Below are 22,338 nucleotides of genomic sequence, written 5' to 3' on the forward strand. Positions count from 1 at the left end.
CGCGTGGAACGGCCCCGTGGCGATCGCCCGGTCCGCCAGGAGCAGCGCCGCCTCGGCCCGCTCCTGCGGACCGTCCGACAGCAGCCCCTTCAACGCCTCCGACGGCCGGACGGCCAGCCGCGCCGCCGCCTCGGCGGCCAGCTCCATCGCCTCGGCGAGCCGTGGATCGTCCAGGGGGATCGCGCCGCCGTCCAGCAGCCACACATACCCGTAGGTGATCTTCCGGTGCCGTGCGGGCAGGCAGAGCCGCTCCCTGATCCCCCGGACGGGCTCGGCGGGAGTCCGGACCGGCCTGTCGGCTTTGGCGATGCCGAACCCCTCGAACCACTTCCTGATCTCCGGTTCGGAGCCGCGACGCAGGATCGACCCCATCCGGACGTCGTCCAGCTCGCCCTCCTGGGCGGCGAACGCGATCAGCCGGAAATCCCTGTCCTCCAGGGTGGCGGGGGCGCCGAGCAGGGCCGAGACGGCGTCGACCAGGCCCTGGAAATCGCCTTCATACACCTGTCTGATTATGTACTTACGGCTGTCGATAGTGGCTCAGGCCGGCCCGGCTTACCGTCGAGGGGACGGACATCTCGGGAGGTAACTGATGCTCGGACCTGTGCTCCTCACCGCGTCCCGCAGCGACACCATGCGGCGGATCGTGGGCTCCACCCCGCTGACCCGGCCGGTCGTCGACCGGTTCGTGGCGGGCGAGACCCTGCCCGACGCGCTCAGCGCGGTCCACTCCCTCGCCGGCGACGGGATCGAGGTCACCCTCGACCACCTCGGCGAGGACATCACCTCCCCCGCCCAGGCCCTCGCCTCCCGCGACGCCTACCTGCGGCTGCTCGCCGCCCTCGACGGCGAGGGGCTCGGCGCCCGCGCCGAGGTGTCGGTGAAGCTGTCGGCGTTCGGCCAGGCCCTCGACGAAGACCTCGCCCTGTCCGGCGCGCGGGCCGTCGCCGAGGCCGCGACCGCCATCGGCACCACTCTGACGCTCGACATGGAGGACCACACCACGGTCGACTCCACGCTGGGCATCCTCGAGGAGCTCCGGCGCGACCACCCGTCGACCGGCGCCGTCCTCCAGTCGTACCTCTTCCGCACGGAGGAGGACGCCAGGCGTCTCGCGACAAAGGGGTCGCGGGTACGGCTGGTCAAGGGCGCCTATAAGGAGCCCGCGACGGTCGCCTACCAGGACAAGGCCGACGTCGACCTGGCCTACGTCCGGGTGCTGAAGATCCTGATGGCGGGCGAGGGCTACCCGATGATCGGCTCGCACGACCCGCGCCTCATCGAGATCGCGAAGGACCTGGCCGTCAGGAACGGCCGTGCGAAGGGCTCGTTCGAGTTCCAGATGCTCTACGGCATCCGCACCGACGAGCAGCTCAGACTGGCCGCCGAGGGCCACCGCGTGCGCGCCTACATCCCCTACGGCGCGGACTGGTACGGCTACTTCATGCGCCGGCTAGCCGAACGCCCCGCCAACCTGGCCTTCTTCCTGCGCAGCTTCGTCTGAGACGAACGGCTCCGAGGTGAACGGAGCCGAAGTGAACGGAGCCGCCGTGCCGAACGGGCGTTGACACGGCGGCGCCGCTCGAACTAGAGCGACTTCACGCGGCCCACGAAGGAACGGAATTCCGTACGGGCGAACACGAGTTTCGCGCCTTCCGGATTCTTACTGTCGCGAATCGCGACATGTTCCCTTGCCGACCGACCGGAGCCCACTTCAACGCAGGCGCCGTTCTGTGCGCTTCGCTTGCTCTTCCGCCAGGAGAGACGGGAGAATTCCAACATTCGAACCACCCGCTTTCTTTTCGAGAATCGCCGACCCACGTATCAGCGCGTCTCAGCGGCGATCCGTTCGATGAGTTCGATCGACTGGGCCGGAGAGAGAGCGACGGCACGCAGGTGCTCGTAGATCTCAGTGTACTCAGCGAGATCCTCAGGCTCCTCCAGATAGAGGCTGCCTCGGCGGAACTGAAGGTACACGACGGAAGGATCGGCGTGCTCGGGGAAACCCAAAATATGGAACAGGCCGTCCACACCCGCATGTGCGCCCGCTGAGAACGGCAGAACCTGCAGCGTGATGTGCCGTGGCTGTGAAATTCTCACCAGATGTTCGAGCTGCGCTTTCATGACGTCGCGGCCGCCTACTTCGCGTCGCAACGCCGATTCGTTGAGTATCACCCAGAGTTTTGGAGCATCAGGACCTGTGAGCCTTTCCTGACGCTTTAGGCGCACTTCGACCCGGCGATCCTGCTCGGCGTCGCTCTCGGCCGGAAGGGTCGGATCGACGCGCAGCAGCGACCGGTAGTACGCCTCGGTCTGCAGCAGCCCGGTGATCAGCTCGGGCTCGTAGATCAGGAGGTCCGACGCCTCCTCCTCCAGCCCGATATAGGTCTCGAACCAGGCCGGGACGGCCGCGCCGGGCCGCTGCCACCAGCCGCGCAGCCGCGACTCCCGGGCCAGGACCACCAGAACTTCGGAGTGTTCCTCCGAAACCTCGTAATAACGGCAGAGCGCCCGGATGTCGTTGACGCGCGGCGCGTGCGACGCCGTCTCGATCCGGTAGACCGTGGTGCGGCCCACATCCGAGCCCCGCGCCGCGTCATCGAGGTTGACGCCGCGCTCGAGCCGGAGCCTCCGCATCTCACTGGCCAACCTTCTGCGGCGGACTGTCGGGCTGGTCCGTGCTGTAGCCATCTGGTCCCCTCTGCGGGAGTTCGACACGATCGACTTTGGAATATTCCACGGAAGCGCTTTACACGACCGCGTGTCGCGGCTCACACTCAGAGCGTAGCGACACGCGAGCGCTACGGTCCTGCGGACCGACCCAGGGGGGTATCGGCGATGACAGAGATCGCATGTTGACCGCCGCGCGCACCCGGCTGCCCGGAACCCCGGAGCAGGTGCGCGTGGCACGCCGCTGGCTGACCGACTGGCTCGGCGCGGACCATCCCGCGACGTACGCGGCCGTCCAGCTCCTGTCGGAGACCTTCGGCAACAGCGTGGCGTACGCCAGGCCGGGCGGCGAAGTGGAACTGCTCGTCGAACGCGGCGCCGACTCCGTCCGCGTCGAACTGATCGACCAGGGCGGGGAAGGCGATCCGATCCTCGGCGTCGAGACTTCCGAGGACGACGAGTCGGGCCGCGGCCTGTTCATCCTCGACGCCTTCGCCAAGGACTGGGGCTGGGAACGCCTCCCCGACGAGCGGCTGCGGTTCTGGTACACCGTCACGTTCTGACCTGCGCCTTCCGCCCCGGCCAGGTCAGACGCGGGAGGCGTCGCCCTCCGGCTCCTGCGCGGGAGTGATCAGCCCGCCGCTGCGCCAGCTCGGGTAGGTCGGCTCCCAGCCCAGTCCGCGCGCCTTGGCGTTGGAGATCGGACGTCCGGTCAGCGCGGCGTGCTTGCCCGCCTTCGGCCCGGGGGCGTCCAGCGACTCCGCGTACAGCGGCAGCCAGTCGTTGAAGGTCGCCGGCTCGTCGTCGACGATGTTGACGGCGCCCGCTTCCCAGTCGAGCGCTGCGACGGCGGCCGAGGCGGCGTCGTCCACGTGCACGAACGAAGTCCACGCGGGCGACAGGTTCAGCTCGCCCGCCTGCACCCGCTTGGCGATCGCGCCGCCCGGCGCGTACCAGGTGCCGGGGCCGTAGAGCGCTCCATACCGCAGGACGATGCCGCGCGGCATGGACGCGACGGCCTCCTCCAGCGCGGCGACGCCCTTGTACGGCGGGAGCGTTCCGTCGAGCGCGTCGGTCTCGACGGCGGGCTCGTCGCCCTTCACGTACAGCCAGGCGATCGACTGGGCGATCATGGTCTCGACCTTGGCGGCGCGTGCGGCCTCGACGAGGTTGCGGGTGCCGTCGATGCGGAGCAGGCCGTTGGCCGCGAAGTCCTCGGCCGAAAGATCGGTGAGCTGGTGGATGATGACGTCCGGCTTCTCGGCCTTGACGGCCTTGCGGAGCCGCCGGGAGTCCAGGACATCGACGATCACGGGGTGGGCGCCGAGCGCCTCGATCGACGCCGCACGGTCGCGACGGCGGGTCATGCCGGAGACATCGTGTCCGGCCGCGACGAGCAGGGGTAGCAGAGAACGACCGACAACGCCGGTGGCGCCGGCCACGAGGATCTTCATCGGGGGACCTCCATCCACGGACAAGTTATCCGGTCTCGGCCGTCTCGGGCGACCTCAGCATGGTCGTCCTGCGTAGCAGAACGGTCACGGCGAGGCTCATCAGGCCGATCGCGCTCAGCACTCCGATGGCCATGGGCATGGCGTCGGGGCCCCAGACGGCCGCGCCGAGGGCCGCGTAGCCGACGGTCGTCGGGACCGCTCCGATGGCGCTGCCGACCAGGTAGGGGCGGAATCCGGTGGCGGAGGTGCCGAACGCATAGGAGGTCAGCCCGTACGGCGCGATCGGCAGCAGCCGGACGAAGATGACGCCGAGAACCCCGTGCCGGCCCAGCCAGCCGTCGAGTTTCGCCAGCCGCCGGGTGAGCCGTCCGCTGCCCTTCAGCCGTTCCATCAGGAATTCGCGGCCGAGCAGCCGGCCCGCGGCGAACGAGGCGGACGCCCCGAGCAGCGCACCGACCAGCACATAGGCCGAGCCGGGGCCGAGCCCGAACAGCAGCCCGCCCAGGAACGCCAGGGCGGTGCGGGGCACCAGCGCGAGCGTCAGCAGGGCGCAGCCGGTGACGGCGATGACGGGACCGAAAAGCCCCGCCTCCTGGACGAACTTGGCGATGACTTCCTTGTCGGGCATCAGCAAAGCGGCTGCGAGGGCCGCCGACGCCGCTCCCGCGACCAGTGCCCCGAACCGTGCTACGGACCGTCTCATGGTTGTTGCACCTTACCGGGGCGACCCTTAAGGACCGTGTAACGGCGGGCCGGGCAGGCAGACTGGTCCTGTGACGGAAAGCGGATCGGTGACACGTGCGGAGCTGATGGCCGGATACGGCCTCGGCCGGTCGACCCTCGAAAAGTGGTACCGCGAACGGGCGGTAACGGGCCATCCGGAATCCGACGGGGCCCGCGGGCGCGAACTCACCTGGAACGCCGCCGACTGGGCCGCCTGGTACTCCTCCCGCGACTCCGCCGGCTTCTCCGGCCTCGCCAACCGCGACCGCCTGTCCGAACTGTCGGGCCTGTCCAAGCACGCCTTGAAGGAGCTCTGGGCGGCCCGCGCCGCCAACGGCCACCCCGAACCCGTGGAACGCCACGGCAAGGCCCTCTACTGGGACCCCGCCGAGTGGACGTCCTGGCACGCCGCCCTCCCCGCCGAACCCGAAAAAGATCTCCTCACCCTCGCCGAGGCCGGCCGTCTCCTGGGCCTGGCCGCCGGCACCGTCACCGTCTACGCCACCCGCCCCCCGAAAGGCTGGCCCGCCCCCGCGGAGGAGATCCCCCTGGCCGGAGGCCGCGTCCGCCGCCTCTACCGCCGCGCCGACGTCCTCGCCTACGCCCGGCGCGGCCCGGAGCGGTAGGAAGCACACGTAAAGTAGTAAGGCTGAGGTGTTGGGTGGAGAGGGGTTGTGCCGTGAAGGGCAAGGACGAGGTCTCCGCGGAGGCCGCGCGCAGGCGTACCTTCGCGGTGATCAGCCATCCGGACGCCGGAAAGTCGACGCTGACGGAGGCGCTGGCCGTGCAGGCCGCGGCGATCTCGTCGGCGGGCGCGGTGCACGGCAAGGGCGACAGGGCGGGCGTCACGTCCGACTGGATGGAGATGGAACGCAGCCGAGGGATCTCGATCACCTCGTCGGTGCTGCGGTTCGACTACCACGGGGCGCTGCTGAACCTGCTGGACACGCCGGGCCACGCCGACTTCTCCGAGGACACCTACCGGGTGCTGAGCGCGGTCGACGGCGCGGTCATGCTGCTGGACTCCGCGAAGGGCCTCGAAGCGCAGACCCTGAAGCTGTTCGACGTCTGCAAGCACGGCAACGTGCCGATCGTGACCTTCGTCAACAAGTGGGACAGGCCGGGCCGTGAGCCGCTGGAACTGCTGGACGAGATCGAGCAGCGGATCGGGCTGCACGCCGCGCCGCTGAACTGGCCGGTCGGGGTCGCGGGCGACTTCCGCGGGCTGATCAGCCGGAAGGACGGCACTTTCACCAAGTTCGTCCCGCAGCCGAACGGCAAGGCGGCACTGGCCGTCACCATGACGCCCGAAGCGGCCGCGGCCGAGCTCGGCGACGTCTGGGAGACCGCGATGGAGGAACTCACCCTCCTCACCGAGATCGGCGCGGAGCTCGACAACGAGGCCTACACCGGCGGCATCTCCACCCCCGTCCTGTTCGGCGCGGCACTCCCCCAGTTCGGGGTGGCGGCGCTGCTCGACGCGCTGGAGACCTACGCGCCGCCGCCCGCGGACCGGCGCACCGCCGACGGCGGCGAACGCCCGGTCGACTCGCCGTTCTCCGGGCAGGTCTTCAAGGTGCAGGCCGGAATGGACAGGGCGCACCGCGACTCGCTGGCCTTCGTCCGGGTCTGCTCCGGCAAGTTCGAGCGCGGGATGACGCTCACCATGAGCTCGTCGGGGCGCGGCCTGGTCACCAAGCACGCCCAGACGGTGTTCGGCCGGGACAGGACGACCGTCGACACCGCCTTCCCCGGTGACGTCATCGGCCTGCCGAACACGCACGGCCTGACCGTCGGGGAGTCGCTGTACGACGGGCCCGCGGTGGCGTTCCCGGCGATCCCGGCGTTCGCGCCGGAGCACTTCATGGTCTGCCGGGCCAAGGACGTCGGCAAGTACAAGCAGTTCCGCCGGGGCATCGAGCAGCTCGACTCCGAGGGCGCCGTGCAGGTGCTGCGCAGCGACATCCGCGGCGACCAGGCGCCGGTGCTGGCGGCGGTCGGCCCGCTCCAGTTCGAGGTGGTCGCGCACCGGATGGAGCACGAGTTCAACTCGCCCGTGGTGCTGACCACGATGGACTTCAACGAGTGCCGTCTCACCGACGCCGAGTCGGGCGCCGAGCTGGCGAAGATGCGCGGCGTCGAGGTGTTCACCCGCTCCCTGACGGGCGATCTGGTCGCGCTGTTCGCCGACAAGTGGCGGCTGCGCGCGATCGAACGCGAACACCCCGATCTGAAGATCGAGCAGATGCTCGCGGCGGGCCAGTACTAGGAAGTGATCTCGACCCGGCGGTTGCGGGCGCGGCCGTCGGGATCGTCCTTCTTGTTCGTGACGTTCGGGGCGACGGGCCTTGCTTCGCCGTAGCCCTTGGCCGTGACGTCCGCGACGCCCAGCCGGATCAGCTCGTCCCGGACGGCCTCGGCCCGGCGGCGCGACAGGGCCAGATTGGCGGCGGGCGAGCCGATCGTGTCGGTGAACCCGGCCACCCGCACCCGTTTCCCGCGCAGCCCGTCGGCGATCTTCGCCAGATGGGTCTTGGCCTGGTCGGTGAGCGCGGCCTCGCCGAAGGCGAACAGGACGTCGGAGCTGAGCGTCAGGGTGGCGCCTTCGCGCCGTTCCAGCGGCACGACCGAGCCGTCCAGATCGACGTCCAGGACGGTCGCGGGCACGTCGAGCACCGTCGGCAGCACGTCGGCGGGGTCGGCCTGCGCGGCGGGCGCGATCAGGGCCGTCAGCAGGACGGCCAGGAGCAGCGGCCGCCTCATCGGCTGATCGGGACGTTGCGGAACGGCGGCATGTCGCCGAGCTGGACGTCGACGCGTGTCACGTCCTGGGGCGGCGCGGCGAAGGTGAAGCTGAGCGACACGGGCTGCCCGACGGCCAGCGCGACGCTGTCGGGCGCGAGCAGGTTGCCGTCGGAGTCCTTGACCACGGTGTAGCGCTTGAGGTTGACCGGGTCGAGCAGTGAGGCGGTGGGCTTCTGCTGGTTGAAGAACCAGTAGTAGGTGTTGCTGTTCAGCGGCCGGATCTTCACGGGTGTGAGGGTGAAGTCGGCGATCGCGAGCCCGCCGCGCGCGTTGAGGCCGTTGAGCACGAGGTCGGCGTCGCCGCCGCCGGCCGAGATCCTGGCCTTGGCGAGCACGGTCGTCTGGTCGGTGACGCCGACGTCCCCGCCGGCCACCTTGGTCGCGGACTTCTGCTGCTCCTGCTGCTGGTTCTGGGCGGCTTCGCCGTTCCATCCCTCGCCGGAGGAGTTGCCCCGGTCGCTGCTGCTGCATCCGGCCGCGAGCAGGGTGAGGAGCGCGAGTCCTGCCACGATCTTGGTTCTCATGCCTGCTGTGACCCGTGGGACGGGCGGGGAGTTGGCGTGGTGGCACGATCCGGCCAAAGGAGTGGAATGAATTATTCCGTTCCGCTATAGTTGAGGGAACAGAACGGTTCGTTCCGATCCGGAGGTACCCCCCATGACCGTCACGCTCGAGGCGCTCGGCACGGCACCGCGGCCCGTCACCGACCGGCGCTGGCTGGGGCTGTTCGCCCTGCTCGCCGCCACCCTGATGAACCTCCTCGACGGCAGCATCGTGAACGTCGCGCTCCCCGTCATCCAGGCCGACCTCGGCGGCTCCTACGCCGCGATGCAGTGGATCGTCGCCTGCTACACCCTCGTCATGGCCGCGGGGCTGATGACCGGCGGACGGCTCGGCGACATGTTCGGCCGCCGCCGGATGCTGCTGGCCGGCTCGGCCGGGTTCCTCCTCGCGTCGCTGGCCTGCGCGGTGTCCCTGTCCCCCGAGGCCCTGATCGCGGGACGGGTGCTGCAGGGCCTGACGGCCGCCGTCATGGTGCCGCAGTGCTTCGGGCTGATCCGCGACCTGTTCCCCGGCGAGGACCAGGCCAAGGCGTGGGGCGTGTTCGGACCGTCGATCGGGCTCGCGACGATCCTCGGCCCGATCGTGGCCGGGCTGCTCATCAAGGCCGACGTGTTCGGCACCGACTGGCGCTCGATCTTCCTGATCAACCTGCCGCTGGGGGCGTTCGCGCTGATCGCGGGCCGGATCGCGCTGCCGAAGAGCACCGGGAACGCCGCGGGCGGGCTCGACGTCACCGGGATGCTGATCGCCGCGACGGGCATGACCCTGCTGGTCTACCCGCTGGTCCAGGGCCGCGAGCACGGCTGGCCCGTCTGGATCTTCGCGATGCTCGCCGGTTCGGTCGCGGTACTGGGCCTGTTCGCCGTCCACCAGCTCCGCCGCACCAAGGCCGGGAAGACCCCGCTGGTCGAGCTCTCGGTGTTCGCGCGCCGCTCCTACAGCTCGGGCGTGCTGTTCGTGGTCGCGTTCTTCATCGCCATCATGGGCTTCATGATCGCGACGGGGTTCCTGCTCCAGCTCGCGCTCGGTTACAGCCCGATCGGGGCGAGCGTCGCGATGGCGCCGTGGGCGGTGGGCGCGTTCGTCGGGTCGGCGGCGGGCGCGATGAGCCCGAACCTGGGCCGCAAGGTGCTGCACCTGGGCCTCGCCCTGATGACGGCCGGGATGGTCGCGGTCTACGTCGTGCTCGAACTGCTCGGCACGGACGTCAGCGCGTGGCCGCTGGCGCTGCCGTTCCTGGTCGGCGGCGCCGGCATGGGCATGATCTTCGTGCCGCTGTTCGGCATCATCATGGGCGAGGTCGCCGACCACGAGGTCGGTTCGGCGGCCGGAGCGCTGGAGTCGATCCAGCAGCTCGCCGCCGCGCTGGGCGTCGCCTCGCTCGGCACGGTGTTCTTCAACCGGTTCCTGGTCGCGGGCGACCCCGCGGGCAACGGGCTGCACGCCGCGCAGCAGGTCACCCTGGCCGCGATCGCGCTCGCAGCGGTCGCGTTCGGCCTGGCGTTCCTGCTCCCCAAGAAGGCGCGCGCCACCCACTAGGCCCGCTCCGCAGAGGCCCGCGCTCCGGCGCGGGCTTCTCCGTTTTTAGGCTTCGGCGGGGTCGAGGCGGCCGGCGTCCAGGACGTAGACGGCGTCGGCGCGGCGGGCGAGCACGTGGTCGTGGGTGACGAGGATCAGGGCGCGGCCGTCCTCGCGGGCGGTGGCGAACAGCAGCTCCATCACCTGGGCGGCGGTGACCGGGTCGAGGGCGCCCGTCGGCTCGTCGGCGAGGATCAGGCGCGGGTCGCGGATCAGGGCGCGGGCGATCGCGACGCGCTGCTGCTCACCGCCCGACAGCTCCGACACCTTCGAGTGCAGCCGCTCCCCCAGCCCGACCCGGGCCAGGGCCTCGTCGGCGAGCCTGCCGCGCTCCCGCAGCGCCTTGCCGCCCTCGTACAGCAGCGGGACGGCCACCTGCTGGCGGGCCGTCCGCCCCGACAGCAGGTTGAGCTGCTGGAACACGAACCCGATGGTCTTGCCGCGCAGCGACGCCCGCTGCCGTTCGGGCAGCTTGACGGTCTCGGTGCCGAACACCCGGATCGTCCCCTGGTCGGGCCGGTCGAGCAGCCCGAGCGTGTTCAGCAGGGTCGACTTGCCCGCACCCGACAGTCCGACGATCGCGACGCTGCCGCCGCTCGGCACGGTCAGATGGATGTCGTCGAGCACGACGAGCGGCTCACGCCGTCCACGGATCTTGAACCGTTTGGTGACCCCGGTGACCTCGACGGCCGGCTCACCGGGAACGGCCCGGTGCTGGCCCACTCTGCCCTCGGCCTCGGCGGCGGTCACGGGATGCTCTCGCCCATGACGGCGCCCTCGGGCATCATCTTCGGCCCGCCGGGGCCGGTGCCGGAGCCGCCGCCGTCGGGTCCGCCGAACGCGCGGTCCTCCGGCGCCCGGTCGAGGATCTTCTCGCCTGCCTTGAGCCCGCTCTTGACCTCGACCATCCGGCCGTCGTTGAGGCCCAGCTTGATCTGACGGCGTTCCTGCTGCCCGCCCTTGACGACCGTCACATAGCCGGTGCCGGTCTGGCCAAGCACCGCCGACAGCGGCACGAGCGGCACCCCGGCGACCTCGTCGGTGAGGATCGACATCTTGCCGGGCAGCCCGGCGAAGACCCGCTTGCCGGCCGGGATCCGGCACGTCACCTGGACTTCGCCGCCGTCGTTGCCCGCGCCCTTGGACTTGCCCGCGGCCTTGTCGCCGACGCCCGCGCCGTAGTCGATCAGGGGGCAGCGGAACGGGGCCGGGCCGTGGTCGATCTGCATCTTGATCGACTCGGGCTCGTTGTAGAGCTTGTAGACGTTCTTGCTGTCGACCGTCGCGACGGCGCGGTAGCGGCCCAGGTCGACGGTGAAGGCGGCCTCACCCGGCATGATCGAGGTGCCGACGTGCGCCGCCATCTCCTTGATCTTGCCGGTGGCCGTCGAGGCCAGGTAGAGGGTCTGCGGCTTGGGCGGCTTCGGCTTCTTCTTCGGGTCGGCCGGCTCGGTCATCTCGGGCGTGTACTTGTACGCGATGACCGCTTCGCCCTTGTTCACCCGCTGACCGGCCTTGACCAGCACCTTGGTGACCTGGCCGCCCTTCTCGGGCCGCACCTGCACGGCGGGTTCGGCGGCGATCGTCGCGTTGAGCACGAGCCGCGACGTGACCGACCCTTCCTTCACCGTGATGACGCGCGGCGCGAAGTCCGGCTGCGGCAGCGCCTCGACGACGGGCTGCGGCGCGGCCGCCCCGTTGCCGGCGAGGTAGCCGGTCGCGCCGACCACACCGACGACGACCAGCAGGATGCCCGCCTTGCCGGCGCGGTTCGCCCAGATGCCCAATGCCATGAGAGGTCTCCTTTAAGCCCGGATCGCCTAAGCCCGGATCGCCCGGATGACGGACTTCTGCATCGCCCGCCAGGCGGGGATGAGTCCGGTGAACAAGCCCACGCAGACCGCGACACCCAGCCCGAGCTGCGCCGCCTCCCACGGGAACGAGGTGTCGATGACGAAGCCGCCGTCGCCGTACCGCTGCTGCACCACGAAGTCGGCGAGCTTCCCGGTGACCACGAACGCCGCGCCGACGCCCAGGGCGCCCGCGATGAAACAGCTGATGAGCGCTTCGAGCAGCACCGTCAGGAACAGGTCGGAGCCGGTCGCGCCGAAGCACCGGTGCACGCCGAACTCGCTGCGCCGCTGCCGCACCGCGAAGATGCCCAGCACCACCACCGGCAGCGAGCCGAGCAGCAGCATCGCGACCGCGACCCCGACCATCAGCAGCCGCAGCTTGGTGCCGATCTCCGCGAAGTCACTGAACCGCGGATTGACGCCCACATGCTGGACACCGTCCCAGCCCTTGGACGCCTTGTTGATCTGCCGGGTGGTCTTCCTGACGGTCTCCTTCGGCACCCGCAGCACGAACATCGTCTGCTGGAGCTGCAGGCCCATCCGGTTGACGGCCGTGAACGGCAGATAGACCCGCGGCGACTGGCCGCCGCCGTTGTAGTCCCCGCCGAGCTGTTCCTTGCCGATGTCGATGACGCCGACGATCCGCGACCGCACCCACCGGTTCTGCCCGTCGGCGATCGAGACGACCGAGCCGAGCCCGCTGTGCAGCGGGATCCCGGCGTTGGCCAGGAAGCCCTTGCTCACCACGAGCTGCGGTTCGAGCCGCTGGTCGTCGGTGGGGGTGAGCCAGCGGCCGCCCAGGAGCTGGAGTGTGCGGATGTCGGTGAGCGCGGCGTCGACGCCCTGCATCTGGAAGGCGGGCGGACCGTTCTCGCCCATGCTCGTCAGGATCTCGCCGGACTGGGTGCGGATCTTCCCGCTGGTGTCGGCGAGCGCGCTGTAGGTGATCCCGTAACGTTCGAAATCGGCGCGCATCGCGGCGAGTCCCGCGCTGCTCGGCGGCTTCGGCCCGTTCCGCTCGAACCCGAAATCGACGTACATCTCGAGCGTGCCGGGGCGTCCGGTCTCCTGCTCGAAATACTTCTGCGCGGCCTGCTGGGTGAGGCCGGCGACGGCCGTCACCAGGGTCACCGTGGCGACGAGGCAGGCGACGCAGAATCCCGAGAGAATCACCCGGACCTTGCCGACCCGGATCTCCGCGAGTGCCGAGAGAAACATCCCCCAGATCGGCATGGACTACCTCGAATTCGGCGGTAAGGGTCGTGTCACCCTATCGGTAAGAACTGCGCAAGATCGGGCTTGTTCACGAGACCTTCACAAGACACGTGACACGCCCAACATCTGGACGGCTCGCGGACCACAGCCACTAGATGTAGGGTTCCATCCTGGCGCTGGCCCCCCAGCAGCCACAAAGCGGCGGCCGGAGGTTCGCACCCCTAGAGTCCGAAGACCTGCCCGCGCCCCGCAGTCCATGACGCCTCGAGGGACGGCACGGTGGGCAGGTGACCCCTGCTTTCCGTATGCCAGGAAACGGGAGAACACCTTGACGATCGCACCTCCTGACCGCGAACTCGCCATCCGCGACGCCGCCGCCCGGGTGGCCGTCGACCCCGCCGCCTCGCGCACCGCCGCCGCGCTGCTCGCCGAACTCATCAAGGACGAGGCCGCGCAGGAAGGCGTCGTCTCGTTCGCCACCTCGATCGCGCTGTCGCACCGCGAAGGACTCCTGAACGACGCGACGGCCGGTTTCGTCGCCGCCAACGCCGACGCCCTCGACGCCCTCATCGACGACACCGCCGACGCCCGGTTCGAGTACTTCGGGCTGCGCACCGTCTACGACCGGTACCTGCTGCGCCACCCCGAGACCCGCAACGTCATCGAACGCCCCCAGTACTTCATGCTGCGCGTCGCGTGCGGGCTGTCCGACACCGTCGACGACGCCGCCCGGCTGTACGGGCTGATGTCGAGGCTGGAGTACCTGCCGTCGTCGCCGACCCTGTTCAACTCCGGCGCGCGCCGCGCCCAGCTCTCCTCCTGCTTCCTGCTCGACTCCCCGCAGGACGAACTGGAGTCGATCTACGAGCGGTACGGGCAGGTCGCCCGGCTGTCGAAGTACGCGGGCGGCATCGGGATCTCCTGGTCGCGGATCCGGTCGCGCGGCTCGCTGATCCGCGGCACCAACGGCCACTCCAACGGCATCGTCCCCTGGCTGCGGACCCTCGACTCCTCCGTCGCCGCCGTCAACCAGGGCGGACGGCGCAAGGGCGCCGCCTGCGTCTACCTGGAGCCGTGGCACGCCGACATCGAGGAGTTCCTCGAGCTGCGCGACAACACCGGCGAGGAGCAGCGCCGCACCCACAACCTGAACCTCGCCAACTGGATCCCCGACGAGTTCATGCGGCGCGTCGAATCCGACTCCGTGTGGTCGCTGTTCGACCCGAACGTCACCCCCGAGCTGGTCGACCTGTACGGCGACGAGTTCGACGCCGCCTACCGGAAGGCCGAAGCCGACGGGAAGTTCGTCCGGCAGATGCCGGCGCGCACCCTGTACGGCCGGATGATGCGGACCCTCGCGCAGACCGGCAACGGCTGGATGACCTTCAAGGACGCCTCCAACCGGGCCTGCAACCAGACGGCCGAGCCCGGCAACGTCGTCCACCTGTCGAACCTGTGCACCGAGATCCTCGAGGTGACGCACGACGGGGAGACCGCGGTCTGCAACCTCGGCTCGGTGAACCTGGCCCGGCACGTCACCGCGGACGGGTTCGACTTCGCGCGGCTGCGCGAGACCGTGCAGACGGCCGTCCGGTTCCTCGACCGGACCATCGACCGGGGCTTCTACCCGACGCCCGAGGCCGAGACCGCGAACAAGAAGTGGCGTCCCGTCGGCCTCGGCGTGATGGGCCTGGCGGACGTGTTCTTCACGTTGCGGCTGCCGTTCGACTCGCCCGAGGCGCTCGCGCTGTCGACCGCGATCCAGGAGGCGATCGCGCTCGCCGCCTACGCGACCTCCGCCGATCTGGCCGAGGAGCTGGGCGTCCACCCGTCCTACGCCCAGACGCGCGCCGCCCGCGGCGTGCTCCACCCCGACCACTTCGGCGTCGGCACCGGGCCCGAGTGGGACGCGCTGCGCGCCCGCGTCGCCGCGACCGGGCTGCGGAACTCGCTGCTGTGCGCCGTCGCCCCCACCGCGACCATCGCGTCGATCGCCGGCTGCTACGAGTGCATCGAGCCGCAGGTCTCCAACATCTTCAAACGCGAGACCCTGTCCGGCGAGTTCCTCCAGATCAACAAGTACCTGGTCGCCGACCTGCAGGCCGCCGGGCTGTGGATCCCCGAGATCCGGGACGCGATCAAGCGCGCCGAGGGCTCCGTCCAGACCATCCCCGTCCTGGACGACGACCTGAAGTCCCTCTACCGGACGGCCTGGGAGCTCCCCCAGAAGGCGCTCATCGACCTGGCCGCCGCGCGCACCCCGTTCATCGACCAGTCGCAGTCGCTGAACCTCTTCATGGCCACCCCGACCATCGGCAAGCTGTCGTCGATGTACGCCTACGCATGGAAGGCCGGTCTGAAGACCACCTACTACCTGCGCTCCCGCCCCGCGACGCGCATCGCCCAGACCACGGTCACCGCCCCCGGCGGCATGGAGCTGGAGCTCCCCGACCTGGCCAACCCCGAGATCTGCGACGCCTGCCAGTGATCGAGACCAGCACCAGCCCCAGGAGCACCGCGTGACCCTTCTCGACCCCGGCATGGATCTCACCCTCCGCCCCATGCGCTACCCGGACTTCTACGAGCGCTACAAGGCGGCCATCCGCAACACGTGGACGGTCGAGGAGGTGGACCTCGCGTCCGATCTCGCCGATCTGGCGAAACTGACGGCCGACGAACTCCACCTGGTCAAGCGGCTCGTCGCGTTCTTCGCGACGGGCGACTCGATCGTCTCCAACAACCTCGTCCTCAACCTGTACAAGCACATCAACTCGCCCGAGGCGCGGCTGTACCTTTCCCGGCAGCTTTTCGAGGAGGCCGTGCACGTCCAGTTCTATCTGACGCTCCTCGACACCTATCTGCAGGATGACGCCGAACGCGTCCAGGCTTTCGCCGCGATCGAGCACATTCCGTCGATCCGGGCGAAGGGCGAGTTCTGCTTCAAGTGGATCGGCTCCATCTCGTCACTGGACGAGCTGACCACCGAGGACGACCGGCGCGCCTTCCTGCTCAACCTGATCTGTTTCGCCGCCTGCATCGAGGGCCTTTTCTTCTACGGCGCGTTCGCCTATGTGTACTGGCTTCGCGACCGCGGCCTTCTCAACGGTCTCGCCTCGGGCACCAACTGGGTGTTCCGCGACGAGTCGATGCACATGGATTTCGCGTTCTCGGTGGTCGACACGGTCCGTCAGGAGGAGCCCGGCCTGTTCGACGACAAACTCACCGTCCAGGTCACCGAAATGCTGGAGGAGGCCGTCGCCGCGGAACTGGCTTTCGCCCACGACCTGTGCGGCGAGGGCCTGCCCGGAATGGGCGCCACCGACATGCGCTCCTACCTGGAGTACGTCGCCGACCAGCGCCTGGCCCGTCTGGGTTTCCCCCGCCGCTACGGCACCCAGAACCCTTTCCCTTTCATGGAACTCCAGGACGTCCAGGAACTCTCCAACTTCTTCGAACGCCGAGTCTCCGCCTACCAGGTAGCCGTAGAAGGCTCCGTCTCCTTCGACGAAGACTTCTGACGACCCGGCTACGCTCAGAGTGACGCTGCCCTACGCTGACTGGAGCAGATCGTGAGGGATGGGAGACCTGGCGTGACCGTCGCGCGTGTCCACAGCTTCGACGTGGTTCTCCATGACTCCCCCTTCGCTCTATGGGCGAGTGGGGAGCTCGCGGACACGTTTCCCAACCTCCCCGCCGGCTCCACGATCGAAATCATCGGGGGGGAGATCGTCATCAGGTCGGCACCGGGTCTCGAGCACCAGGAGATCGTGGGCGACATCCTGGACGCCTTCCGCACGAGCGAACGCGCGGGAGGCGACTGGCACGCGGTTCCGGGAACCGCGCTGGGCCTGGTCGGGGTGGGTGACGGCCTCATCCCCGACCTCACCGTGGGGGACAGCGCCCTGCTGGCGGAGGCCCGCGCCGCGAGAGTCCGCTACCTCGTACCCGACCAGGTGGAGATCGCGGTGGAAGTCACCTCGTACTCCAACGCCGACAGCGACCGGCAGCCAGAAGCAGGCAAGGCGCGGAAGAACCCGTCGAAGTGGTCGTGTTACGCGGCGGCCGCCATCCCGCTCTACCTTCTGATCGACGGCGACCCCAGAGATCCGCGCGTCACGCTCTACTCCATTCCCGACGCGACGACCGGCGCCTACCTCCAGTCCCAGACCTGGAAGTTCGGCGAGACCGTTGTTCTCCCCGAGCACATCGGCGTGACGTTCCCGACCGACAAGTGGTGGCCCTGGCACCCCGCCGCCGCAGGTCAGCGGGCCGGGCGGTAGAGGGTTACCACGGCGGCGCCGCCCAGGCCGATGTTGTGTTGGAGGGCGGCGGTGACGTTGTCGACCTGGCGGGCTTCGGCGGTGCCGCGGAGCTGCCAGGTGAGTTCGGCGCACTGGGCGAGGCCCGTCGCGCCCAGGGGGTGGCCCTTGGAGATGAGGCCGCCGGACGGGTTGACGACCCACTTGCCGCCGTAGGTGTTGTCGCCCGAGTCGACGAGCTTGCCACCCTCGCCCTCCGCGGCCAGGCCCAGGGCCTCGTAGGTGAGGAGCTCGTTGGTGGAGAAGCAGTCGTGGAGCTCGACGACCTGAAGATCGTCGGGGCCCAGCTCCGCCTCCGCGTACGCCTTCTGCGCGGCCAGAGCGGACATCTTCGCGCCGACCAGGGTGATGGCCGACTTGTCGGAGAACGTGTCGGCGGTGTCGGTGACCATGGCCTGGCCCGCGATCTCGACGGCCTGCGCCCACAGGTCGTGCTCTTCGACGAACCGCTCCGACGCGATGACGGCCGCACCTGAGCCGTCCGAGGTCGGCGAGCACTGGAGCTTGGTCAGCGGGGCGTAGATCTCGCGGGCGGCCAGGATGTCGTCGAGGGAGTAGACGTCCTGGAACTGGGCGTAGGGGTTGTTCGCGGAATGGCGGTGGTTCTTCTCGCCGATCTTCGCGAACTGCTCGGCCGTCGTGCCGTACTTCTGCATGTGCTCGCGGCCCGCCGCGCCGAACATGTACGGGGCGATCGGCTCGCCCTGCCATTCGAACAGCGGGAACAGCTCCTTGACGTGGTTCAGCATCGGCTGCTCACGGTCCTCGTAGGAGGAGGTCAGCGAACCCTTCTGCATCTTCTCGAACCCGAGCGCCAGGACGCAGTCGGCGAGCCCGCCCTTGACGAGCTGCCGCGCCATGTACAGGGCGGTCGAACCGGTCGAGCAGTTGTTGTTCACGTTCATGACCGGGATGCCGGTGAGGCCCAGCTCGTAGACGGCGCGCTGGCCCGACGTCGACTCGCCGTACACATAGCCGACGACGGCCTGCTCGACCTTGTCGTAGGGGATCCCGGCGTCGGCGAGGGCCTTGGTGCCGGCCTCGCGCGCCATGTCCGGGTAGTCCCACTCGCGGGAGCCGGGCTTCTCGAACTTGGTCATCCCGACGCCGATCACATAAGTCCTCATGAGCTTGACGCTAGGCCACCCAATAAGAAACAGTCAAGGCTGTATGTTTCTTGGAGGAGGACAGATGGGCTTCAACAAGGACGCGCTCGGCGTCTGGAGCGAGCCGCTGGAGTTCAAGGTCGAGCGGGCCAGGACCATCGAGTACACGAACGCGACCAACGACACGATCCGGGAGCACCTGGACGGCGAGTTCGCGCCGCCGGTCTTCGCGATCGTGCCGGTCTTCGAGGCGATGCTGAAGCCCGTCCTCGACGTGGTGCCGCACGACGTCATCCCGTTCGTGGTCCACGGCGAGCAGGACATGGTCTTCCACCGGCCGATCGTCCCCGGCATGACGCTCGTGTCGCGCGCCAAGGCCACCGGGTTCGCGGCCAAGTCGTCGGGCGCCACCCTCAGCGTGAAGATCGAGACCAGGACGTCGGACGGCGAACTGGTCAACGAGCAGTGGATGGTGTCGTTCTTCCGCGGCGTCGACGCGGGTGAGACCGTCGGTGAGATGGCTCCCGCGCACACGCTGGTGGCGCAGGGTGAACCGGTCGCCGAGGTCGTCCAGCATGTGGACAGCGACCAGACCTTCCGGTACGCGAAAGCGTCGGGAGACCCCATGCCGATCCACACGGACGAGGAGTTCGCGAAGTCGGCCGGGCTGCCGGGGATCATCGCGCACGGGCTCTGCACGATGGCGTTCACTTCGCAGGCCGTCCTCACGTCGGTGGCGGGCGGCGACCCGACCCGGCTGCGCCGGCTGGCGGTCCGGTTCTCCCGGTTCGTCCTGCCGGGCCAGGACGTCACGACCAAGATCTACGACCTGGGCGACGGCAACTACGGGTTCGAATCCACCACCCCCGACGGGATCGTCATCAAAGACGGCCTCGCTGAGATCGGCTAGGAGCACTCATGGGCATTCTCGACGGCAGGGTCGCGGTCATCACCGGCGCCGGACGCGGGATCGGGCGGGAGCACGCGCTGCTGTTCGCCCGTGAAGGCGCGAAGGTGGTCGTCAACGACCTCGGCGGCGGAGGCGACGGCAGCGGCTCGGACGTCGGCCCCGCCAAGCAGGTCGTGGACGAGATCATCGCGGCGGGCGGGATCGCCGTCGCCAACGGCGACGACGTCGCGTCGTTCGAGGGCGGCGCCGGCCTCGTCGAGCAGGCCGTCAGCGAGTTCGGCCGGCTCGACATCGTGGTCAACAACGCGGGCATCCTGCGGGACCGGTTCATCGCCCAGATGTCCGAGGCCGAATGGGACTCCGTCATCGCGGTGCACCTCAAGGGCCACTTCACGGTGCTGCGGCACGCCGCCGAGTACTGGAAGAACCAGTCGAAGGCGGGCGAGCAGGTCAACGCGTCCGTGATCAACACGGCGTCGGCGTCCGGGACGTTCCTGCCGAACGCCGGGCAGGTCAACTACGGCGCCGCCAAGGCCGGCATCGCCGCGATGACGCTGGTCGCGGCCGCCGAGCTGGGCCGGTACGGGGTGCGCTGCAACGCGATCGCCCCGGTCGCCCGCACCCGGCTGACCCTCGCCACCCCCGGCCTGGACGCGATGATGGCCGACAAGCAGTTCGATCCCGACCAGATCAGCCCGCTCGTCGCCTACCTGGCGTCGGCGGAGTGCTCGATCACCGGGCAGCTCTACGCCGTCCAGGGCGGGCTGATCTCGCCGTGCACCACCTGGCAGCTCGGCGAGCAGCACACCACGGACGCCCCATGGACGGTCGAGTCGGTGAAGGCCGCGCTCGGCTAGTTCGGGAAGAGCACGGGGAGGGCGCGGGCCAGCGCCCTCTTCCAGTAGGGCCAGCGGTGGAAGCCGTCGCCGTAGAAGTCGGTGCGCACCTTGACGCCGGCTTTCGCGGCGGCGGCCGTGAACGCCCTGCTCTGGGCGAGGACCGGGATCTCCGAGTCGTTCGGCGAGGTGGCTCCGGGCTGGTCGAGCGGGCCCGGACGCAGCCCGTTGCCGCTCGACACGTACAGGTCGACGCCCCGGAGTTCGGCGGCCAGCTCGGTCGGGTCGTGGGCCGCCCAGTCGTCGCCCCAGAGTTTCGCCGGGTCGGTGCCGTGGCCGTTGAGGAACGCGGTGAAGCCGGGGCGGTCGCCGTCCGGGTGGAGGGCGCCGGAGAACGAGGCGGCCGCCTGGAACAGCCCCGGGTTGCGGGCCGCGTACGAAAACGCCCCGAACCCGCCCATCGACGCCCCCGCGACGGCCCGCCGCCCGGACACCCCGTACACCGGTTCGAGCAGCCCGCCGAGCTCCTTCAGATGGAAGGTCTCCCAGGCGGGGCCGTCGACCCAGTCGCTGTACCAGCCCATCGGATCGGCCTCCGGAACGAACACGACGGCCTTCAGCTTCGCGGCCGTCTCCACGAGGCCGCCCTGCCCGATCCAGCCGTCGGCCGCGCCGCAGCAGGGGTGGAGCAGGTACAGGACCGGCCAGCCCTTCGACTCGGGCGTCCATCCTTCGGGACGCAGCACCCACACTTTGAGACTGCGGCCGAGCGCGGGCGACGCTACGACGAGGCTGTCCAGCCGTCCCTCGGTCCGTTTCGCGGTGATCGCGGCGACGGCCGGCGGCGAGTCGATCTCCGTCGGCGCGGGCTCCGCTGCCCCGTCCGAGCATCCGGCCACCACCAGCAGAGCCATGATCCATGCCAGACGCCTCATGACCCCTTACTAGAACATCCCGACCTGTCCCGACAAGTTCGTATTGTTGGGATGGTGACCGATCCGCGTATCGCCAGAACCAGGGCCAGGCTGCAGGCCGCCCTGCGCGAGGCGTGCGCCCTGGCACCGCTGAGCGAGGTGAGCGTCTCGGACGTCGTCCGCCGCGCGAAGGTCGCCCGCACCACCTTCTACCTGCACTACGACGATCTGAACGCCCTGGCCGTCGACGCCTGCGCCGAGATCGTCCGCACGGCCGTCGACACCCTCCACGCCCGCCCTGACCTCCCCCGCACCCCGCCCCCGGAGATCGCCGCCTTGTTCGAGGCGATCCGTTTCAACCGCCGCCTCTACAGCAGCCTGATCGGCCCGGGCGGCTCGGGCCCGCTGGGCGAGCTCCTCCACTGCGAGCTGGCGTGCCGCAGCCGCACCGACCGCGAACTCCGCCTCGGCCCTTCCCCACTCCACGCCGTCGCCAGCAGCGCCGCCGCCGGCTCCTTCACCGGCATCCTCGGCGACTGGCTCCACGACCGCCTCCCCGCCACCCCCGACGAAATGTCCACCCACACCTGGCGCATCCTCACCGCCCTCCAACGCGAATTCCGCTGAGGGGCGAAAAATCACGAAATGATCCGACTCGCCGCCGCGCCTCGATCCTCACCCGCCCCCGGTAGACCGAGTACTTGGCGGTCGGAAGATCGCCGCCACTTCCTGCTGTCGGACGACGCTGACATCAGCCTCTTGCCGGGCTAAGGCTGCGCGGGGCTCAGGGTCGGATGGCCCAGATGTGCTTTCGTGAGGAGGTCTCGCCCATGGCGAACACGATGCCGCGGGCTGCGGACAGGCCGTAGACGCTGGCGCGGAGGGGAACGGAGGTCACGGCGCCCCTGGCGGTTTGGTGCACGATGATCTGGTCGGCCCAGCCGCTGACGGGGGTGAAGTCGTCGCGCGCGGTGAACCACAGGCCGCCGTCGCGGTCCGGGGTGATCCCGGAGATGAGCCAGGGCCAGGTCTTGGCGAGCCGCTTCCAGCGTTTGCCCGTCCACTGGAGCAGGTAGGACGTGTTGACGAAGGTGCCGTCAGCGCGTTCGTGGTGGATCGACACCGACATGACGAGCGTGCGTTTGTTCAGGATGGTGGGCCCGCCGAACCGGGCTTCCGCGCAGGGGCGTACGCTGCCGTCGCAGATCGGTGCGGTGAGTTTGACGGGTGGCGGGGTGTGTTCGCGCCAGGTCTTGCCGTCGAAATGGAATTCGCCGGAATAGCCGTCGTCGTCGGAGCCGATCCGGTATCCGCCCGCCCAGATGTCGGTGGCGGAACGGACGACCGGGGTGTACAGCACGAGTCCTTTGGCTCGGCGGCTGCTCCAGCGG

Annotated in this window: 23 protein-coding genes and 1 pseudogene; 11 read left to right on the forward strand and 13 right to left on the reverse strand. The window is 69.5% G+C overall.

Annotated features, from left to right (window positions below):
* Nucleotides 1-504 (reverse strand): annotated as a pseudogene (locus tag ACYVE7_RS09545) (PucR family transcriptional regulator); the annotation flags it as partial.
* A gap of 88 nt (nucleotides 505-592) precedes the next feature.
* Here ACYVE7_RS09545 and ACYVE7_RS09550 point away from each other — a divergent pair.
* The gene (locus ACYVE7_RS09550) at nucleotides 593-1,504 is read left to right on the forward strand and encodes a proline dehydrogenase family protein (protein WP_460364229.1); all 912 of its coding nucleotides are present in this window, start codon (nucleotides 593-595) and stop codon (nucleotides 1,502-1,504) included.
* 83 nt (nucleotides 1,505-1,587) lie between these two features.
* Here the strand turns inward: ACYVE7_RS09550 and ACYVE7_RS09555 are convergent, their stop codons facing one another.
* A complete protein-coding gene (locus tag ACYVE7_RS09555; protein ID WP_460364230.1) occupies nucleotides 1,588-1,782 on the reverse strand; it encodes a DUF397 domain-containing protein in 195 nt (64 codons plus the stop codon).
* Nucleotides 1,783-1,824: 42 nt separating this feature from the next.
* Nucleotides 1,825-2,691 carry a helix-turn-helix domain-containing protein gene (locus ACYVE7_RS09560; protein WP_460364251.1) on the reverse strand — a complete coding sequence of 289 codons (867 nt, stop codon included), beginning with the start codon at nucleotides 2,689-2,691 and terminating at the stop codon, nucleotides 1,825-1,827.
* Nucleotides 2,692-2,852: 161 nt separating this feature from the next.
* Here ACYVE7_RS09560 and ACYVE7_RS09565 point away from each other — a divergent pair, with 161 nt between their 5' ends.
* The gene (locus ACYVE7_RS09565) at nucleotides 2,853-3,233 is read left to right on the forward strand and encodes an ATP-binding protein (RefSeq protein ID WP_460364231.1); all 381 of its coding nucleotides are present in this window, start codon (nucleotides 2,853-2,855) and stop codon (nucleotides 3,231-3,233) included.
* 24 nt (nucleotides 3,234-3,257) lie between these two features.
* On the opposite strand, the gene ACYVE7_RS09570 is transcribed toward ACYVE7_RS09565, so the two are convergent.
* Both ACYVE7_RS09570 and ACYVE7_RS09575 read right to left on the reverse strand, forming a co-directional pair.
* On the reverse strand, nucleotides 3,258-4,124 hold the full coding sequence (locus ACYVE7_RS09570; protein WP_460364232.1) for an NAD-dependent epimerase/dehydratase family protein: 867 nt from the start codon (nucleotides 4,122-4,124) through the stop codon (nucleotides 3,258-3,260).
* Nucleotides 4,125-4,149: 25 nt separating this feature from the next.
* The gene (locus ACYVE7_RS09575) at nucleotides 4,150-4,827 is read right to left on the reverse strand and encodes a TVP38/TMEM64 family protein (protein WP_460364233.1); all 678 of its coding nucleotides are present in this window, start codon (nucleotides 4,825-4,827) and stop codon (nucleotides 4,150-4,152) included.
* 70 nt (nucleotides 4,828-4,897) lie between these two features.
* On the opposite strand from ACYVE7_RS09575, the gene ACYVE7_RS09580 reads away from it, so the two are divergent.
* Together ACYVE7_RS09580 and ACYVE7_RS09585 are read left to right on the forward strand one after the other, a co-directional pair.
* Complete coding sequence (locus ACYVE7_RS09580; protein WP_460364234.1) at nucleotides 4,898-5,473, forward strand: hypothetical protein; 576 nt, start codon at nucleotides 4,898-4,900, stop codon at nucleotides 5,471-5,473.
* Between the two features lie 35 nt (nucleotides 5,474-5,508).
* Nucleotides 5,509-7,116, forward strand: coding sequence for a peptide chain release factor 3 (locus ACYVE7_RS09585; RefSeq protein WP_460364235.1), 1,608 nt, complete (start codon nucleotides 5,509-5,511; stop codon nucleotides 7,114-7,116).
* Here the strand turns inward: ACYVE7_RS09585 and ACYVE7_RS09590 are convergent.
* Together ACYVE7_RS09590 and ACYVE7_RS09595 are read right to left on the reverse strand one after the other, a co-directional pair.
* A complete protein-coding gene (locus ACYVE7_RS09590; protein ID WP_460364236.1) occupies nucleotides 7,113-7,610 on the reverse strand; it encodes an OmpA family protein in 498 nt (165 codons plus the stop codon). The genes ACYVE7_RS09585 and ACYVE7_RS09590 overlap by 4 nt on opposite strands.
* A complete protein-coding gene (locus ACYVE7_RS09595) occupies nucleotides 7,607-8,176 on the reverse strand; it encodes a hypothetical protein (protein WP_460364237.1) in 570 nt (189 codons plus the stop codon). Before ACYVE7_RS09595 ends, ACYVE7_RS09590 begins: the two co-directional genes overlap by 4 nt.
* Nucleotides 8,177-8,309: 133 nt before the next feature.
* On the opposite strand from ACYVE7_RS09595, the gene ACYVE7_RS09600 reads away from it, so the two are divergent.
* Entirely contained in the window at nucleotides 8,310-9,755 is a 1,446-nt protein-coding gene (locus ACYVE7_RS09600; RefSeq protein WP_460364238.1) for an MFS transporter, read from the forward strand.
* A gap of 45 nt (nucleotides 9,756-9,800) precedes the next feature.
* Here the strand turns inward: ACYVE7_RS09600 and ACYVE7_RS09605 are convergent, their stop codons facing one another.
* From ACYVE7_RS09605 to ACYVE7_RS09615, 3 genes are read right to left on the reverse strand one after another with little or no spacing between them, the layout of a single operon-like run.
* Complete coding sequence (locus tag ACYVE7_RS09605; RefSeq protein WP_460364239.1) at nucleotides 9,801-10,544, reverse strand: ABC transporter ATP-binding protein; 744 nt, start codon at nucleotides 10,542-10,544, stop codon at nucleotides 9,801-9,803.
* Entirely contained in the window at nucleotides 10,541-11,587 is a 1,047-nt protein-coding gene (locus ACYVE7_RS09610; RefSeq protein ID WP_460364240.1) for an efflux RND transporter periplasmic adaptor subunit, read from the reverse strand. The genes ACYVE7_RS09605 and ACYVE7_RS09610 overlap by 4 nt, the downstream gene beginning before the upstream one ends.
* A gap of 27 nt (nucleotides 11,588-11,614) precedes the next feature.
* On the reverse strand, nucleotides 11,615-12,865 hold the full coding sequence (locus ACYVE7_RS09615) for an ABC transporter permease (RefSeq protein WP_460364241.1): 1,251 nt from the start codon (nucleotides 12,863-12,865) through the stop codon (nucleotides 11,615-11,617).
* Nucleotides 12,866-13,190: 325 nt separating this feature from the next.
* Here ACYVE7_RS09615 and ACYVE7_RS09620 point away from each other — a divergent pair, with 325 nt between their 5' ends.
* The 3 genes from ACYVE7_RS09620 to ACYVE7_RS09630 all read left to right on the forward strand — a co-directional run bounded on the left by ACYVE7_RS09620 (nucleotide 13,191) and on the right by ACYVE7_RS09630 (nucleotide 17,142).
* Nucleotides 13,191-15,350, forward strand: a complete 2,160-nt coding sequence (locus ACYVE7_RS09620; protein WP_460364242.1) for a ribonucleoside-diphosphate reductase subunit alpha — start codon at nucleotides 13,191-13,193, stop codon at nucleotides 15,348-15,350.
* A 31-nt stretch (nucleotides 15,351-15,381) separates the two neighbouring features.
* Nucleotides 15,382-16,380, forward strand: coding sequence for a ribonucleotide-diphosphate reductase subunit beta (locus ACYVE7_RS09625; protein WP_460364243.1), 999 nt, complete (start codon nucleotides 15,382-15,384; stop codon nucleotides 16,378-16,380).
* A gap of 72 nt (nucleotides 16,381-16,452) precedes the next feature.
* Nucleotides 16,453-17,142: a Uma2 family endonuclease gene (locus tag ACYVE7_RS09630; protein ID WP_460364244.1), complete on the forward strand. Its 690-nt coding sequence runs from the start codon at nucleotides 16,453-16,455 to the stop codon at nucleotides 17,140-17,142.
* Here the strand turns inward: ACYVE7_RS09630 and ACYVE7_RS09635 are convergent.
* Nucleotides 17,124-18,308 (reverse strand): lipid-transfer protein, encoded by a 1,185-nt coding sequence (locus ACYVE7_RS09635; protein ID WP_460364245.1) that lies wholly within the window; start codon nucleotides 18,306-18,308, stop codon nucleotides 17,124-17,126. The genes ACYVE7_RS09630 and ACYVE7_RS09635 overlap by 19 nt on opposite strands.
* Before the next feature lie 64 nt (nucleotides 18,309-18,372).
* Between ACYVE7_RS09635 and ACYVE7_RS09640 the strand changes: the two genes are divergently transcribed.
* Both ACYVE7_RS09640 and ACYVE7_RS09645 read left to right on the forward strand, forming a co-directional pair.
* Nucleotides 18,373-19,197: a MaoC/PaaZ C-terminal domain-containing protein gene (locus tag ACYVE7_RS09640; protein ID WP_460364246.1), complete on the forward strand. Its 825-nt coding sequence runs from the start codon at nucleotides 18,373-18,375 to the stop codon at nucleotides 19,195-19,197.
* Between the two features lie 8 nt (nucleotides 19,198-19,205).
* Nucleotides 19,206-20,054, forward strand: a complete 849-nt coding sequence (locus tag ACYVE7_RS09645) for an SDR family oxidoreductase (protein ID WP_460364247.1) — start codon at nucleotides 19,206-19,208, stop codon at nucleotides 20,052-20,054.
* On the opposite strand, the gene ACYVE7_RS09650 is transcribed toward ACYVE7_RS09645, so the two are convergent.
* A complete protein-coding gene (locus tag ACYVE7_RS09650; RefSeq protein ID WP_460364248.1) occupies nucleotides 20,051-20,968 on the reverse strand; it encodes an alpha/beta hydrolase in 918 nt (305 codons plus the stop codon). The genes ACYVE7_RS09645 and ACYVE7_RS09650 overlap by 4 nt on opposite strands.
* 51 nt (nucleotides 20,969-21,019) lie before the next feature.
* Between ACYVE7_RS09650 and ACYVE7_RS09655 the strand changes: the two genes are divergently transcribed.
* Complete coding sequence (locus ACYVE7_RS09655; protein ID WP_460364249.1) at nucleotides 21,020-21,574, forward strand: TetR/AcrR family transcriptional regulator; 555 nt, start codon at nucleotides 21,020-21,022, stop codon at nucleotides 21,572-21,574.
* Between the two features lie 157 nt (nucleotides 21,575-21,731).
* On the opposite strand, the gene ACYVE7_RS09660 is transcribed toward ACYVE7_RS09655, so the two are convergent.
* On the reverse strand, nucleotides 21,732-22,338 hold a 607-nt coding region (locus ACYVE7_RS09660), incomplete at its 5' end, for a hypothetical protein (RefSeq protein ID WP_460364250.1).

The organism is Actinocorallia lasiicapitis, assembly GCF_054778695.1.